Origin of the sequence: Citrobacter sp. S-77, from assembly GCF_963864895.1 — a bacterium.
Taxonomy (GTDB): domain Bacteria; phylum Pseudomonadota; class Gammaproteobacteria; order Enterobacterales; family Enterobacteriaceae; genus Citrobacter; species Citrobacter murliniae.
This window is the reverse complement of the sequence record NZ_CAWLWU010000002.1, coordinates 95,633-111,303: the sequence shown is the minus strand read 5'-3', so window position 1 is coordinate 111,303 and position 15,671 is coordinate 95,633. Positions and strand designations below refer to the sequence as shown.

The window sequence follows — 15,671 nt, the reverse complement described above, 5'->3', positions numbered from 1 at the left end:
TACTGTATATCCATTCAGGTTAGGTTGTGTCATAATTAACCGTTTGTGATCGCCGGTAGCACCATGCAGCCAGGCAAAAAAGCGTTTAATCCGGGAAAGATGAATGGATAAGATCGAAGTTCGGGGCGCCCGCACCCATAATCTCAAAAACATCAACCTCGTCATCCCGCGCGACAAGCTGATTGTCGTCACCGGGCTTTCGGGCTCAGGCAAATCCTCGCTTGCTTTCGACACGTTATATGCCGAAGGGCAGCGTCGTTACGTTGAATCCCTTTCCGCGTACGCGCGTCAGTTTCTGTCGCTGATGGAAAAACCGGATGTCGACCACATTGAGGGGCTGTCTCCTGCCATCTCAATTGAACAAAAATCGACATCCCACAACCCGCGATCCACGGTAGGCACCATTACCGAAATTCACGACTATCTGCGTCTGCTGTTTGCCCGCGTCGGTGAACCGCGCTGCCCGGACCACGACGTCCCACTGGCAGCACAGACCGTTAGCCAGATGGTTGATAATGTCCTGTCGCAGCCGGAAGGCAAGCGTCTGATGCTGCTGGCACCAGTAATTAAAGAGCGTAAAGGTGAGCACACCAAAACGCTGGAAAACCTGGCAGGCCAGGGTTATATCCGTGCGCGAATTGACGGTGAGGTGTGCGACCTTTCCGATCCACCTAAGCTGGAGTTGCAGAAGAAACACACCATCGAAGTGGTGATTGATCGTTTCAAAGTGCGCGACGACCTCTCTCAGCGTCTGGCGGAATCTTTTGAGACCGCGCTGGAGCTTTCCGGCGGCACAGCGATAGTTGCCGATATGGACAACCCAAAAGCGGAAGAGTTGCTCTTCTCCGCCAACTTTGCCTGTCCGATTTGCGGCTACAGCATGCGCGAACTGGAACCGCGCCTGTTCTCGTTCAACAACCCGGCTGGTGCGTGTCCAACCTGTGACGGTCTCGGCGTACAGCAGTATTTCGATCCCGATCGGGTGATTCAGAACCCTGAACTGTCGCTGGCAGGCGGGGCTATTCGCGGATGGGACCGCCGTAACTTCTATTACTTTCAGATGCTCAAGTCGCTGGCGGAACACTACAAGTTTGATGTGGAAGCGCCATGGGCTAGCCTGAATCCTGCCGTTCACAAAGTGGTCTTATACGGTTCCGGCAAAGAAAACATTGAATTCAAATATATGAACGATCGCGGCGATACATCGGTACGCCGCCATCCGTTCGAAGGCGTATTGCACAATATGGAGCGTCGCTATAAAGAGACGGAATCCAGTGCGGTACGTGAAGAACTCGCAAAATTCATCAGCAACCGGCCTTGTGCCAGCTGTGAAGGAACACGTTTACGTCGTGAAGCACGCCATGTATTCGTTGAGAACACACCGCTACCCGCCATTTCCGACATGAGCATCGGCCATGCGATGGACTTCTTCAACAATCTCAAACTCGCGGGCCAGCGGGCGAAGATCGCAGAGAAAATCCTCAAAGAGATTGGCGACCGTCTCAAGTTCCTGGTTAACGTCGGTCTGAACTACCTGACGCTGTCCCGTTCAGCCGAAACGCTCTCCGGTGGCGAAGCCCAGCGCATCCGTCTGGCAAGCCAGATCGGCGCAGGCCTGGTGGGCGTAATGTACGTGCTGGATGAACCGTCCATCGGTCTGCACCAGCGCGATAACGAACGCCTGTTAGGTACGCTTATCCATCTGCGCAATCTGGGTAATACCGTGATAGTGGTGGAACACGATGAAGACGCTATTCGCGCCGCCGATCACGTTATTGATATCGGTCCTGGCGCCGGTGTCCACGGTGGACAGGTGGTCGCGGAAGGAACGCTGGACGACATCATGGCAGTACCTGAGTCACTGACCGGCCAGTACATGAGTGGCAAGCGCAAGATTGAAGTGCCGAAACAGCGCGTTGCGGCCGATCCAGAAAAAGTGCTGAAGTTAACCGGTGCACGCGGCAACAACCTGAAAGATGTCACCCTGACGCTGCCAGTTGGCCTGTTCACGTGTATTACCGGTGTTTCCGGTTCGGGTAAATCGACGCTGATTAACGACACGCTGTTCCCGATTGCCCAGACCCAGCTTAATGGCGCAACACTGGCGGAACCCGCGCCGTATCGCGATATTCAGGGACTGGAACATTTCGACAAAGTTATCGATATTGACCAAAGCCCGATTGGTCGTACGCCGCGTTCTAACCCGGCGACCTATACTGGCGTGTTTACGCCCGTGCGCGAACTGTTTGCTGGCGTACCGGAATCACGCGCACGCGGCTATACGCCGGGTCGCTTTAGCTTTAACGTGCGCGGTGGACGCTGCGAAGCCTGCCAGGGCGACGGCGTAATCAAAGTCGAAATGCACTTCCTGCCGGATATCTACGTGCCGTGCGACCAGTGCAAAGGCAAGCGCTATAACCGTGAAACGCTGGAGATTAAGTACAAGGGCAAGACCATCCACGAAGTGCTGGATATGACGATCGAAGAAGCCCGCGAGTTCTTTGATGCCGTTCCGGCGCTGGCGCGTAAGCTGCAAACGTTGATGGACGTTGGTCTGACCTACATTCGTCTGGGTCAGTCCGCGACAACGCTCTCCGGTGGTGAGGCGCAGCGCGTGAAACTGGCACGCGAGCTGTCAAAACGCGGAACCGGCCAGACGTTGTATATTCTGGATGAGCCGACCACAGGTCTGCATTTTGCAGATATTCAGCAGTTACTGGACGTACTGCACCAGCTCAGAGATCAGGGCAACACCATCGTAGTCATTGAGCATAACCTGGACGTGATTAAAACCGCGGACTGGATTGTGGACCTCGGACCGGAAGGCGGGAGCGGCGGCGGCGAAATCCTCGTCTCCGGTACGCCAGAAACGGTTGCCGAGTGTGAAGCTTCGCACACGGCCCGATTCCTCAAACCCATGCTGTAATTGCGCGAATGCCGCTTCCTGAATCATCAGGGAGCGGCAAATTTACGCCAGCAGTTTGCGCTTATCTTCCGGCAGCGTGTTTACGGCCTGTTGCCAGGAGGCATCGACCAGATAGTAAATCTGAGAATCCGGTAACGAGCCATCCAGATATACCGTGCTCCAGTGCGCTTTATTCAGATGTCTGCTTGGCCTTACGTCACTATGCTGCTGACGTAATAACTCGGCCAGTTCAGGGCTGGTTTTCAGAGACACCGCCGGGCGACCTTCCACCTCTTTTACCATGGCAAAAAGCACATCTTCGACTTTAATTTGTGTGGCTTTCCAGTCACTGTGGACGCTCTGCTCCGCACCTGTTTTTGCCATGCAGTATTGCAGCAACTCCGAATTCGTCATTTTTATTCCCCTTACCAGCATATCGCCTGATGAGAACATCTTTTACTCAGTGTGCAGCAAGTCAGCGAAAGGTAAAAGCCAGTAACGCAAATTTGTTTAAAAAAACAGCAATCGAAAAAGCGGCTCCTTAGTACTCGGAGTTCACGATCACCTCTTCACCAAACCCTCCAGCCTGTGGCAACGGTTTATAGGTGGAGTTGGAAGCACGTAAAATGCGAATACCGCGAATACCGACCTCACGGGCCGCAGTGATGTCATTGTCGGAATCGCCGTAATACATACGGATGTTTTTATCCTGCAACCACTGCGTTTTGGTGTTCTGTCCGGGTTTGTCACCCGCGAAGATAACCGGATTCATATTGGCGGGTGGAATATGGAAGTTGTCGGACAGCGTTTTAGAAACCGTTTCGGTTTTGGTCTGGCTACGCCCGGTCACAAAAAAGATGCTGTCGCCGCGACGCACGTGCATATCAATAAGCTGTCGCGCCACTTCTTTCGGGATACTGAACTCATCCCAGCCATTATTCATTTTCTCCCAGAAGGCCGGATTCTTCAGGTAATCCTCGCTTTCCGGGGAGTACGTTTTTTTGCCACGCCAGAATCCCGGGCTGGAAAAGAGAACCGTATCATCAATATCAAATCCGACAGCCATCGGCGGACGACCAGTCAGACTATTTTCAATTTGTGCGACAGAAACCCAATGAATAGGAGCCTGCTCAGCAAGTTTTGCAACGTTAGTGCCTGGATTAAGCTGAGAGGGAGAAGAAACTAAAGCCTGGGCGGAATGGTTTAACGTGAACAATAAACAAACGGCACTCAGTGCCAAAGAAATCTTGCGCATATTTTTCCCTAATTAGTCAGTTAGTTATGATTTTTTTATTAACAACTGGTCAAAAAGCTATCTGACCTTACCCCCTGAGGGGGGGGAAAGGAAGGGCTTTATCTGGTTTTGTTACAGAAAAAGAGAACGATCACATATGAATAGAGGCATGTCACGTAGGCCAGATAAGGTATTTACGCTACCATCTGGCACACAAAACCTGATGGTGTTGCCATTATCTGACCTACGTGTTTCGGGAAAAAAATATTACATTACCGCAGCAAACGCCTTCGCCACGCGCTGAACGTTACTGTGGTTCAGACCGGCCACACACATACGACCGCTGGCAATCAGGTAAACACCAAACTCATCACGCAGACGATCAACCTGGGCTGCGCTCAGTCCGGTATAGCTGAACATACCGCGCTGTTGCAGCAGATAATCAAAATCGCGACCAGGGATCTCAGTATTAAGAACGTTGACCAGTTCCTGACGCATCGCCTGGATACGGGTACGCATACCCTCTACTTCAGCCAGCCAACTGGCTCTGAGCTCATCATCCCCCAGTACGGCAGCAACAACCTGAGCACCAAAGTTCGGCGGACTGGAATAGTTACGACGAACGGTGGCTTTTAACTGTCCCAGTACGCGACTTGCCGTCTCAGCGTCCTCACAGACAACGGAAAGCCCGCCGACACGCTCGCCATACAGTGAGAAAATTTTTGAGAACGAATTGCCGACCAGAGCAGGCAATCCGGCGCTGGCAATAGCGCGGATGGCGTAGGCATCATCATCCATTCCGGCGCCAAAACCTTGATAGGCAATATCCAGAAACGGGATCAGGTCGCGTGCTTTCAGTATCTCGATGACCGTATCCCACTGAGCATGAGTCAGATCTGCACCGGTTGGGTTATGACAGCACGGATGCAGCAGCACAATGCTGCGCGCCGGTAAGGTATTGAGCGTGGCTAGCAGATCGTTGAAACGCACACCATTGGTTGTATTGTCATACCAAGGGTAAGTACTGACTTCGAACCCGGCGCCTTCAAAAATTGCGATATGGTTTTCCCACGTCGGATCGCTGACCCACACGCCAGAATCAGGAAAATAGCGTTTCAGGAAATCAGCGCCCACTTTTAGCGCGCCCGATCCCCCCATCGTCTGAATCGTCGCTACACGCTGTTGCTGGAGAATCGGGTGTTCTGCGCCAAACAGCAGTTTTCCGATAGTATGGCGATAGCTATTCAACCCTTCCATTGGCAGGTACAGGGAAGCACCATGTGGCTTAGCATTAAGCCGCGCTTCCGCTTCAACTACGGCTTTAAGCTCAGGAATAATCCCGTCTTCGTTGTAATACAGGCCGATACTGAGGTTCACTTTGTCGCTACGTGAATCTTCTTGGAAACGCTCCATGAGCGATAAAATCGGGTCGCCAGCGTAGGCGTCAACTTTTTGGAACACGCGATGGTTCTCCAGGTTTACAGGCAGGGGATAAAGACACAATAAACCGGAAGTGAGAGAAGATCGAGAGGATGTTGAGGGGAATATTGCCGGATGGCGGCGGAACCGCCTTATCCGGCTTATAACCAAATTTAGTCCACGTACTTCATCGCTACTCTTGACGTCAGGCGCGTGATAAGTTCGTAAGCACTTACTTTTGTCATTTCAGCAATACGCTCAACCGGCAGGCCATCACCCCACAGGATCACCGGGTTGCCAGCTTTATCCTGCGCATCAGGGCCTAAATCAACGCAAATCATATCCATCGCAACGCGCCCGACTATCGGCACTTCCCGGCCATTAACCAGTACTGGCGTACCAGAGGGAGCCGCACGCGGATAACCGTCTCCATACCCCATCGCCACGACGCCCAGACGCGTGTCGCGCTCACTGAGCCACGTTCCGCCGTAACCAACAGGTTCTCCTGCTTTATGTTCGCGTACCGCAATCAGGCTGGAGGTGAGTGACATCACCGGCTTGCAGCCGAAATCTGCACCTGTGGAGTGATTTTCCAGCGGTGATACGCCATACAGAATTAACCCCGGACGCGCCCAGTCGAAGTGAGACTGTGGCCACAACAGGATGCCGCCAGAAGCGGCGATAGAACGCTGGCCCGGCTTGCCTTCACAGAAGCTATTAAAGATATCGAGCTGTTTTTCGGTTGCACCACACTCGGGTTCATCTGCACGAGCAAAGTGGCTAACAATATTGACCGGCTGACGCACGTTTTCACACTGAGTTAAACGCTGATAAAAGGCCTCGGCCTGCTCAGGGCGTACGCCCAGACGGTGCATTCCGGTGTCGAGCTTCATCCATACGGTGACCGGTTCAGCCAGTTCTGCCGCTTCCAGGGCATCAAGTTGTTCCTGGTTGTGCACAGCGGTATGCAGACGCTGTGCGGAGATAGTCGGCAGATCAGCTGCATCGAAAAAACCCTCCAGCAGCAGGATGGGTTGCGTGATCCCTCCCGCGCGCAGCCGCAGGGCTTCTTCAAGACGAGCGACACCAAAAGCGTCCGCATCGGGGAGCGTTCGCGCGGTCTCTAACAGACCGTGTCCGTAAGCGTTCGCTTTCACGACCGCAACCAGTTTGCTGGCAGGCGCCAGTTCACGCAGACGTTGCAGGTTGTGTCGCAGAGCGCGGCGGTTAATGACTACAGTTGCCGCTTGCATTTGTGTTCCTTGAATTATGTGTCTGGAATTTGGTGTTATTGGTGCAGCGAGTTTGGGTGCGGCAAACGCTCAGCCACCAGAGCGTACTAAAGTACGTGGGGATGACGAGCACTCCCCAATCCTTAAATCGCAAACAAAATGGCCAAATTATTTACTCATCATCGTATTGTGGTCCGGCATAGTTATCAAAGCGTGACCACTGGCCGTTAAACGTCAGACGTACCGTGCCGATAGGACCGTTACGCTGCTTACCAATAATAATTTCTGCGATCCCTTTCAGATCGCTGTTCTCGTGATAAACCTCATCACGATAGATAAACATGATTAAGTCGGCGTCCTGCTCGATGGAGCCTGATTCACGCAAATCCGAGTTGACCGGGCGTTTGTCGGCGCGTTGTTCCAGAGAACGGTTAAGCTGCGACAATGCCACCACCGGCACATGTAGTTCTTTTGCTAACGCTTTCAGTGAGCGAGAAATTTCAGCAATTTCCAGCGTACGGTTGTCGGAAAGCGACGGCACGCGCATAAGCTGAAGGTAGTCGATCATGATAAGCCCGATACCGCCGTGCTCACGAGCGATACGGCGCGCGCGCGAACGCACTTCCGTCGGCGTCAGACCGGAGGAATCATCAATATAGATGTTTCGTTTCTCCAGCAAAATACCCATTGTTCCGGAAATTCGCGCCCAGTCTTCATCATCCAGTTGACCAGTACGAATTTTGGTCTGATCCACGCGCGAAAGCGAGGCCAGGGAACGCATCATAATCTGCTCAGAGGGCATCTCAAGAGAAAAGATGAGTACGGGCTTATCCTGTAACATCGCTGCGTTTTCGACGAGGTTCATCGCAAATGTCGTTTTACCCATCGATGGACGCGCCGCGACGATGATCAGATCTGACGGCTGCAAACCTGCAGTCTTTTTATTGAGATCGTCATAACCGGTATTCACCCCGGTGACGCCATCATGCGGTTGCTGGAACAACTGTTCTATACGCGCGACGGTCGCATCCAGCACATCGGCGATGTTTTTCGGACCTTCGTCTTTATTGGCGCGGCTTTCAGCGATTTTAAAGACGCGAGATTCCGCCAGATCGAGCAGGTCTTCACTGGAGCGCCCCTGCGGATCGAAACCCGCGTCGGCTATTTCATGGGCGACAGAAATCATATCGCGAACTACGGCACGTTCGCGGACAATATCGGCATACGCGCTAATGTTCGCCGCACTTGGCGTATTTTTAGATAACTCAGCCAGGTAAGCAAAACCGCCGACGCTGTCCAGTTGTCCCTGAACTTCCAGCGACTCTGCCAGTGTAATCAGATCGATGGGTTTTCCCATCTCCTGCAGGCGGTGCATTTCTGTGAAGATATGCCGATGTGGTCGGGTGTAAAAATCCTCCGCAACCACGCGCTCGGCCACATCGTCCCAGCGTTCGTTATCCAGCATTAAACCGCCCAACACCGACTGTTCCGCTTCAATCGAGTGCGGCGGCACTTTCAGTCCCGCAACCTGCGGATCGCGGTCACGAGCATCAGTCTGTTGTTTGTTGAAGGGTTTATTTCCTGCCATAGTGAATGGAGTTACCTGCGTTGAAAAAGACAAGAGAGTATAGCGAGAAACACCATCTCGCTACAGGCATTTAACGCCCGCGCGGCCCGGTTGATGCCCGGATCTGAAGCGTAGGTCGATACACATAATGGTTAAGAGGCGTATCCGGTTGTGTTATCCGCCGCAGAATTTGTTGAGCTGCTTGTTTACCCAGCGCCATGGGTTCAACCGCGATAGTCGAAAGCGGTGGGTTACTGTATGCGCAGGCTGCAACGCCATCATAACCAATCAGGGAGATATCTTTCCCGGCAAATAACCCTCTTTCCCCCAGTGCAGATTCAGCCCCAAACGCCATTAGATCGTTATAGCAAATTACCGCTGTTGGCGGTGACGTGCTATCAAGCAATTGCTGCATTAGCAAGAACCCATTCGCGCGGGTCGGTTCACAGCGCAATGAAGCATCATCGATACACCAGGGTTGTAACCCATGATGAATCATTGCTTCGAGGTAGCCCTGATAGCGTGAGTGATTCAGTGGCCCGCCGATAAACGCGATCTGCTTGTGACCCTGGTGAATTAGATATTCCGTCGCTTCTCGTACCCCGGCATAGCTATCCACGCCGACATAGTCGACTGGCAAACACTGCCAGTCCAAAGGCCTCATCGCGATAAGTAGTGGCGTTGCGCTGTTGGCATAACGCTGGAGATCGACCTCTGAAGAGCTGTTCACCGGGCACAGGACGATTCCCGCGACGTGGTGTTCCAGTAACGCATCCAGCACCTGCTTTTGCCGGTCGCTACGCTGAGAAGTGTTCGCCATTACCGTAATGTACCCCTGCTCCGCCAGAGTCATTTCCAGTCCCATGGTAAACTCAGCGAAAAATGGGTTGGTAAGATCATCAATAACCACACCGATGGTTAACGATTTTTGTGAACGCAAATTTGCCGCGAAGCGATTATAGACATAGCCCAATGCTTCCATGGCCTGCTGGACTTTCTCCTGCGTCTCTTTTTTGATCAAAGGGCTGTCATTCAGTACCAACGATACTGTCGATTTTGACACGCCTGCCGCGCGAGCTACATCCGTTAAGGTAACGCGCTTTCTTCCTGTCTCCGCCCTTACCATGCCTGCTCCCAAATAGCCCTCAGATCAAAGGCGGTTACTTTACCATATTCTGTTCCAGCTCAAGGCAAACGATCAGAATCAGGATCGTAAAGAGATCGCCAGATCGATCACAATTTTGCACTTCTCATCTTGTTTTTTATTTATCTCAATCGTACAAATCACACACGATTTGGAACGTTCCAATAAACACAAAAGTATTAACTTTATGTTTTTATGCAATTAAATATTTTTTATTTAAATCGAAATAAGGAGAAAAGATATGTGTGCTGTACGTACAATCTCCGCCACAGAAGCCTCTGAACTGATTATCGATCACGCTATCGTAACGGTGTCCTCTTCCAGCGGCATGGGGTGTCCGGACGCCGTCCTGGCCGCCATCGGCGAAAGATTCAAAAACGAAGGACATCCGCAAGCCATCACCACACTGCATCCGATTGCGGCAGGAGATATGTATGGCGTGAAGGGGATAGATCATCTGGCGCAACCGGGTTTACTGGCGAAAGTGATCGCCGGCTCGTACCCCTCCGGTCCCTCATCCATGTCACCACCAGCAATCTGGCAAATGATCAATAACAATGAGATACCCGCCTGGAATCTCCCATCCGGGATCTTATTCGATATGCATCGCGAGGCCGCCGCGCATCGTCCTGGTGTGCTGACGCAAACGGGGATGGATACCTACGTTGACCCACAACTACAGGGCGGTGCGATGAATGAAAAAGCAGCGCAGATCCCCTTAGTCGAGCGGATCAGATTCGCCAATGACGAATGGCTTTTTTTCCCCAGTATAGTGCCACAGGTTGCCATTATCCGGGCAACGACTGCCGATGAACGCGGCAACCTCAGCTATGAACACGAAGGCGCCTACCTTGGGCCACTGGAACAAGCCATGGCGGTACGCAACAACGGCGGAATTGTGATTGCCCAGGTTAAGCGACAAGTAGCGGCAGGCAGCCTGAAACCAAAAGACGTTCGTATCCCTGGCGTCTTGGTGGACTACATCGTGGTTGCGCCGGAACAAACTCAAACTACTCAGACAGTTTACGAACCAGCGATTAGTGGGGAAATAGTCCGTCCTCTCGATAGCTTTAACCTGATGGAAAACGGTCCTGCACGTGTTATTGCTCTGCGCGTTGCTGAAGAGTTACGGGCAGGCGATGCGGTGAATATCGGTTTCGGCATCTCCGCCAATGTACCGCGTATTTTGCTTGAACAAGGCCGTCATGGTGATGTCACCTGGCTACTGGAACAAGGCGCAATCGGCGGGGTGCCATTGCTGGAATTCCAGTTCGGCTGCGCGTCTAACGCCGAAGCTTTTTTACCGTCCCCACAGCAGTTCACTTACTTTCAGGGCGGTGGCTTTGATCTGACGCTGATGTCCTTCCTGCAAATTGGTGCGGACGGCTCCGTTAACGTTTCATATCTGCCCGCAAGACCGCACGTCACCGCAGGGTGCGGCGGGTTTATTGATATAACCTCTCATGCAAAACGCATTATTTTCTCAGGTTTTTTCAACGCAGGCGCGCAATTGAGTCTGGAAGGCGGGCGACTTCATATCGCCAAAGAAGGGAAAGCCAAAAAGCTGGTGCAGGAGGTCTCACACGTCACGTTCTCTGGCAAACGCGCGTTGGCTCGCGGGCAGCAAGTGCAATATGTCACCGAACGCTGCGTTATGGAATTAACAGCAGATGGCCTGATTGTCACAGAAATCGCCCCTGGACTGGATCCTGAGCGCGATATCCTGGCACAAAGCGAGGCACCTTTGCGGTTATCCGCCAATCTGAAAATCATGAACGCGAACTATTTCATACAAGGATGTCCTCATGAATAACGGCACTATTGATCTTCATCGCGACGGCTATGTTGCAACATTAATAATTAATCGACCGACAAAACTCAACGCATTAACACCCGAAATGCTGGAACAGCTCTTAGCGCATTGCTGCACAATCGAAATGGATACGGAAATCAGAGTGGTTTTGTTAACCAGCGCCTGTGAAAAAGCCTTTTGCGTAGGTGCTGATATTCATCGCTGGACAGCGCTTTCACCCCTGGATATGTGGCGAAGCTGGATCCGCCGGGGACATCAGGCCTTTGATGCACTGGCGCAACTGCCACAGCCAGTTATTGCATTAATACATGGGCTGGCATACGGCGGCGGTCTGGAACTGGCTGCCGCCGCCGATATCCGCTTATGCAGCGAAGAGGCACAAATGGCACTGCCAGAAACCGGGCTGGCGACGGTTCCTGGCTGGTCTGGAACCCAGCGTTTGACGTCTCTGCTGGGACGCTCATTGGTGAAAGAGATGGTGTTCATCGGTGAGCCGCTGGATGCTCAGCGAGCACTAGATTGTGGCCTTGTGAGTCGCGTTACACCGGCTGCTGACCTCGTTGCTGCCGGTCAAGATCTGGCCCAGAAGATTTCACAGCGCGCGCCAATCGCGGTACAGATCGCCAAGCAAGTTATTGATGCGGGTGAAGGAATCTCGACTGGACGAACACTTGAAGCTCTGGCGGGTGCCTGTTCGGCAGCGACAGAAGATGCACTTGAGGGTAGCCAGGCATTCAGGGATAAACGGCAGCCTCACTTTACAGCCAGATAACACCCATTCTGGCTAATCCACAAGGATTGCAATTAAAAACAGTAAGTTCCCCATTAATTTCGGGCGGGATTCTTGTATCCGCCGGAAAGGAGACATCACCATGCAGTCAAAAAATACAGAGATGGCATCATCAGAAAACCTGACAGAGCAAGGACATGTAACACCGCAGGATCTCCGCCGCGCGGCATGGACCTGCTCACTGGGCAGCGCCCTGGAATATTACGATTTTGCCCTGTACAGTCTGGCCTCGGCGATTATTTTTGGCCCGCTATTTTTCCCTAATCAGGAACCCGGCATCGCCCTTATTGCCAGTTTTGGTACCTACTTTTTAGGCTTCGCCGTCAGACCAGTCGGCGGTATTCTTTTCGGCTCGTTAGGTGACAGGCTAGGAAGAAAATTTGTCCTGCTGGCAACGGTACTATTAATGGGCACAGCCAGTACACTTATCGGCTTACTCCCCACCTATGAAACTGCAGGTATCTGGGCTCCCGTGATGCTGGTCGCACTGCGCCTGCTGCAGGGGCTGGGTGCTGGCGCGGAGCAAGCGGGTGCTGCCGTACTGATGACGGAATACGCCCCTCGAGGCAAACGCGGTTATTACGCTGCATTACCGTTCCTGGGCATTCAGATCGGTACATTTATGGCATCAGCCGTCTACTTTATCCTGCTGCATAATGTGACCAATATTGCTGAAAGCTGGTTGTGGCGTCTGCCGTTCCTCGCCAGTGTTCTGATCATTGCCGTCGCGATTTATATCCGTTTGCACCTGAAAGAGTCACCTTCATTTTCGAAGTTGGAAGCTCGTAAGCAAGTCACCGATTCACCATTACGCAATTTGCTGAAAACCTCACGCCGCAATGTGTTTGTCGGTATTGGCCTGCGCCTTGCGGAAAACGGTGGCTCCTCGATTTACCAGGCACTTGCCATCAGTTATATCGTGGGTGTTGTCGGGCTGGATAAATCGGTCGGCACTCTGTGCCTGATGTCCGCCGTGGTGGTTGGGGCCATTATGGTGCCAATTGCAGGATGGCTTACTGACCGCTTCGGTCGGGTGATTGTTTACCGCAGTCTGGCAATTTTCCAGTTACTCATCACCTTCCCTGTATGGTGGTCATTCAGCCACGGTAATGTGCCAGTTACCATCGTGTCTCTCTCACTGGCTCTTGGCGTGGGGGCATGGGGAATGTTCGGCGCACAAGGTGCATTCTTGCCAGAGTTATTTGGTGCCCGTCACCGCTATATTGGTGTCGCCCTGGCTCGAGAAGTTTCTGCCGTTATCGCGGGTGGGATTGCTCCTCTGATCGGCTCAGCCATTATTACCTGGGTTATCCACACTAATGATCCGAGCGGAATCTCAGCCTGGATGCCGATTGCTATCTACCTCAGTCTGCTCACCGTGGGAACTATCATCGCCACGTTTTTCGCGCCGGAGACACGCGATCGCGACCTGGATGATTTAGCGGATGCAAAAGTGAATGCAACCGCACCACACCAAGGGACCACGGAGTCATATCATGACGCATAACGTTTCCAGCGCCATTGTTGATAACCTGACTGATGTAAAAATGCCTCATTACTCTCCGCTGGCGCAAGCCAGCGGAAGTATCGATATTAATGACGATGCTTTTCCAGAGTATTGTTGCAATACGTTAGTGCTGGGCAGTGGTGCTGCGGGTTGGCGCGCCGCTGTTGAACTGAAGCGCCGCGATGTTGATGTGATCGTGGCCTCCAGCAAAGCGTTTTGGGGAACATCTGCCTGCTCGGGTTCCGATAAGCAAACCTTGCATACCGCAAACACACGCGGTAATGGCGATCGCTTCCTGGCTCTGAGCGATGCGCTCTCAGCAGGCGGGTCAATGGATGAAGATACAGCCTATATTGAGGCTGTCGGATCAGTGAATACGTGCGAGGTGCTGAAATACCTTGGGCTGGATCTACCAGAAGACACATTCGGTGCGACATTGCGTTATCAGACGGACCACGATGAATTCGGTCGGGCCACCAGTTGTGGCCCACGGACGTCTCGCCTGATGGTTAAAGTACTGGCTCAGGAAGCGATGCACCTGAATATTCCTCTGCTCAATCATACTACGGCAATAAAAATCCTTACCGATGGCGAAGGTGAGATGCGACATGTGACGGGCGTGGTCGCTATCGACAAATCATGCAGGGAAAATCCCTGGCGTATGGTTATTATCCGTTGTCAGCATCTGGTATTCGCCACAGGTGGCCCCGGTGAGCTTTATCGGGAAAGCGTTTATCCGGTGAGCTGCTTTAGCGGACTGGGTATGGCGTTGGAAGCAGGGATTACGCTGGTTAACCTTACTGAGAGCCAGTTCGGTATCGGTACGCCGCGCACGCGGTTTCCCTGGAACCTTTCAGGGACCTACATGCAGGCGATGCCCCGTATCTTCTCTCAGGACAGCAAAGGTCAGCGATACAATTTTCTGGCAGATTATTACCCTACTACCCGTATGCTCGCTTCGGCCATTTTCCGCAAAGGATATCAGTGGCCGTTTCATGCTGAGCGTATGCTTGATTATGGTTCCAGTTTGCTGGACGTTGCCGTTTTCGAAGAGACGCAAAAAGGGAACGCCGTTTTTCTCGATTTTCTGTCTGAACCCGAACCGGCAGCGGACGGCATCCCCTTCAACCTCAACAATCTGGATGAAGATGTCGTTACCTACCTGAAAAATAACGATGCTCTGCTGGTGATGCCGCTTGCCAGATTGCAGCGTATGAATCCACTCGCTATCCGACTCTATCAACTACATGGGCAAGATATCAGCAAATCACCGCTACAATTTACTCTGAACAACCAACATCTTAACGGTGGAATTGATGTCGATATCTGGGGAAAAACATCTCTTGCCGGTTGCTATGCTGCCGGAGAAAACGCCGGTACACACGGTGTAACGCGTCCCGGTGGAGCCGCACTCAATGCCGGGCAGGTTTTTGCTCGCCGCTGCGCGCAACACATCGCACATCAGCCACAACAAGCCCAACATGCAGGCGTCGATCGACAGCAAATATTGTCTGCAATACATGAGGCGCAAAAATGTCTGACATCAGCCCCACAAGGCTTACTACGTGAGAATGTGCGGGAAATCATCCAGACCACGATGAGCACCCACGCCGCCATTTTATGCCACGCGGAAGGGATCGAAGATGCCGTGCAGACAATTAAAAAACTGTGTGACGATATTAAGCAGTTCGGCATTCAGTCTGATGCAAACAGCCTTACTCGCTCACTCCAATGGCAACAGAGCGCTCGTCTCGCGCTGGCCGTACTGCTTTCACTTCAGTTTTATATCCACAACGGTGGCGGAAGTCGGGGAGCCAGAGCGATTTATGACGGGAAATCAGGCATCTCACCACAAAGCGCTCGTGGACCACTTCAGACCTGGAGCTTTCGACCTGAAACTCAAACTGACCGTCAAAGAATGATCTGTATTCGCCGGGTTTCCGACAATTATCAAATCTATTCGAGGATCTGCCGTGAAAGGGGATCATTATCATCAGGCGATTTTGAACGTCAGTGGCTCAATTGGTTAACAGCCAGTGTTTTTTACACAACTGAGTAAT

The 15,671-nt window shown here is 52.4% G+C and carries 11 protein-coding genes; 5 read left to right on the top strand and 6 right to left on the bottom strand.

Translation table 11 applies throughout. From position 1 onward, the window contains the following. Nucleotides 1-103 precede the first annotated feature (103 nt). Complete coding sequence (gene uvrA / locus AACS05_RS01240; RefSeq protein WP_045438569.1) at nucleotides 104-2,926, top strand: excinuclease ABC subunit UvrA; 2,823 nt, start codon at nucleotides 104-106, stop codon at nucleotides 2,924-2,926. A 42-nt stretch (nucleotides 2,927-2,968) separates the two neighbouring features. Here the strand turns inward: uvrA and AACS05_RS01235 are convergent, their stop codons facing one another. The 6 genes from AACS05_RS01235 to AACS05_RS01210 all read right to left on the bottom strand — a co-directional run bounded on the left by AACS05_RS01235 (nucleotide 2,969) and on the right by AACS05_RS01210 (nucleotide 9,483). Next, the gene (locus tag AACS05_RS01235; protein WP_045438566.1) at nucleotides 2,969-3,319 is read right to left on the bottom strand and encodes an MmcQ/YjbR family DNA-binding protein; all 351 of its coding nucleotides are present in this window, start codon (nucleotides 3,317-3,319) and stop codon (nucleotides 2,969-2,971) included. 127 nt (nucleotides 3,320-3,446) lie between these two features. Continuing rightward, the gene (gene aphA, locus AACS05_RS01230; RefSeq protein ID WP_045438563.1) at nucleotides 3,447-4,160 is read right to left on the bottom strand and encodes an acid phosphatase AphA; all 714 of its coding nucleotides are present in this window, start codon (nucleotides 4,158-4,160) and stop codon (nucleotides 3,447-3,449) included. A gap of 246 nt (nucleotides 4,161-4,406) precedes the next feature. Continuing rightward, nucleotides 4,407-5,600, bottom strand: coding sequence for an aromatic amino acid transaminase (gene tyrB / locus AACS05_RS01225; protein ID WP_045438560.1), 1,194 nt, complete (start codon nucleotides 5,598-5,600; stop codon nucleotides 4,407-4,409). 131 nt (nucleotides 5,601-5,731) lie between these two features. After that, nucleotides 5,732-6,811, bottom strand: a complete 1,080-nt coding sequence (gene alr, locus AACS05_RS01220) for an alanine racemase (protein WP_045438557.1) — start codon at nucleotides 6,809-6,811, stop codon at nucleotides 5,732-5,734. Nucleotides 6,812-6,962: 151 nt separating this feature from the next. Beyond that, the gene (gene dnaB / locus AACS05_RS01215) at nucleotides 6,963-8,378 is read right to left on the bottom strand and encodes a replicative DNA helicase (RefSeq protein WP_045438554.1); all 1,416 of its coding nucleotides are present in this window, start codon (nucleotides 8,376-8,378) and stop codon (nucleotides 6,963-6,965) included. 70 nt (nucleotides 8,379-8,448) lie between these two features. After that, complete coding sequence (locus AACS05_RS01210; RefSeq protein ID WP_045438552.1) at nucleotides 8,449-9,483, bottom strand: LacI family DNA-binding transcriptional regulator; 1,035 nt, start codon at nucleotides 9,481-9,483, stop codon at nucleotides 8,449-8,451. Nucleotides 9,484-9,742: 259 nt separating this feature from the next. Here AACS05_RS01210 and AACS05_RS01205 point away from each other — a divergent pair, with 259 nt between their 5' ends. From AACS05_RS01205 to AACS05_RS01190, 4 genes are all read left to right on the top strand, one after another. Further along, a complete protein-coding gene (locus AACS05_RS01205; protein ID WP_045438550.1) occupies nucleotides 9,743-11,314 on the top strand; it encodes an acyl CoA:acetate/3-ketoacid CoA transferase in 1,572 nt (523 codons plus the stop codon). Beyond that, nucleotides 11,307-12,086, top strand: coding sequence for an enoyl-CoA hydratase/isomerase family protein (locus AACS05_RS01200; RefSeq protein WP_045438548.1), 780 nt, complete (start codon nucleotides 11,307-11,309; stop codon nucleotides 12,084-12,086). Before AACS05_RS01205 ends, AACS05_RS01200 begins: the two co-directional genes overlap by 8 nt. Before the next feature lie 100 nt (nucleotides 12,087-12,186). Then, nucleotides 12,187-13,611 (top strand): MFS transporter, encoded by a 1,425-nt coding sequence (locus tag AACS05_RS01195; RefSeq protein ID WP_223306969.1) that lies wholly within the window; start codon nucleotides 12,187-12,189, stop codon nucleotides 13,609-13,611. After that, nucleotides 13,601-15,670 (top strand): FAD-dependent oxidoreductase, encoded by a 2,070-nt coding sequence (locus AACS05_RS01190; protein ID WP_045438546.1) that lies wholly within the window; start codon nucleotides 13,601-13,603, stop codon nucleotides 15,668-15,670. Before AACS05_RS01195 ends, AACS05_RS01190 begins: the two co-directional genes overlap by 11 nt. Nucleotide 15,671 lies beyond the last annotated feature (1 nt).

Excerpts from the sequence above, each read along its gene's own strand:
- uvrA (WP_045438569.1), top strand. The coding sequence starts at position 104 with ATGGATAAGATCGAAGTTCGGGGCGCCCGCACCCATAATCTCAAAAAC.
- AACS05_RS01235 (WP_045438566.1), bottom strand. The coding sequence starts at position 3,319 with ATGACGAATTCGGAGTTGCTGCAATACTGCATGGCAAAAACAGGTGCG.
- aphA (WP_045438563.1), bottom strand. The coding sequence starts at position 4,160 with ATGCGCAAGATTTCTTTGGCACTGAGTGCCGTTTGTTTATTGTTCACG.
- alr (WP_045438557.1), bottom strand. The coding sequence starts at position 6,811 with ATGCAAGCGGCAACTGTAGTCATTAACCGCCGCGCTCTGCGACACAAC.
- dnaB (WP_045438554.1), bottom strand. The coding sequence starts at position 8,378 with ATGGCAGGAAATAAACCCTTCAACAAACAACAGACTGATGCTCGTGAC.
- AACS05_RS01210 (WP_045438552.1), bottom strand. The coding sequence starts at position 9,483 with ATGGTAAGGGCGGAGACAGGAAGAAAGCGCGTTACCTTAACGGATGTA.
- AACS05_RS01205 (WP_045438550.1), top strand. The coding sequence starts at position 9,743 with ATGTGTGCTGTACGTACAATCTCCGCCACAGAAGCCTCTGAACTGATT.
- AACS05_RS01200 (WP_045438548.1), top strand. The coding sequence starts at position 11,307 with ATGAATAACGGCACTATTGATCTTCATCGCGACGGCTATGTTGCAACA.
- AACS05_RS01195 (WP_223306969.1), top strand. The coding sequence starts at position 12,187 with ATGCAGTCAAAAAATACAGAGATGGCATCATCAGAAAACCTGACAGAG.
- AACS05_RS01190 (WP_045438546.1), top strand. The coding sequence starts at position 13,601 with ATGACGCATAACGTTTCCAGCGCCATTGTTGATAACCTGACTGATGTA.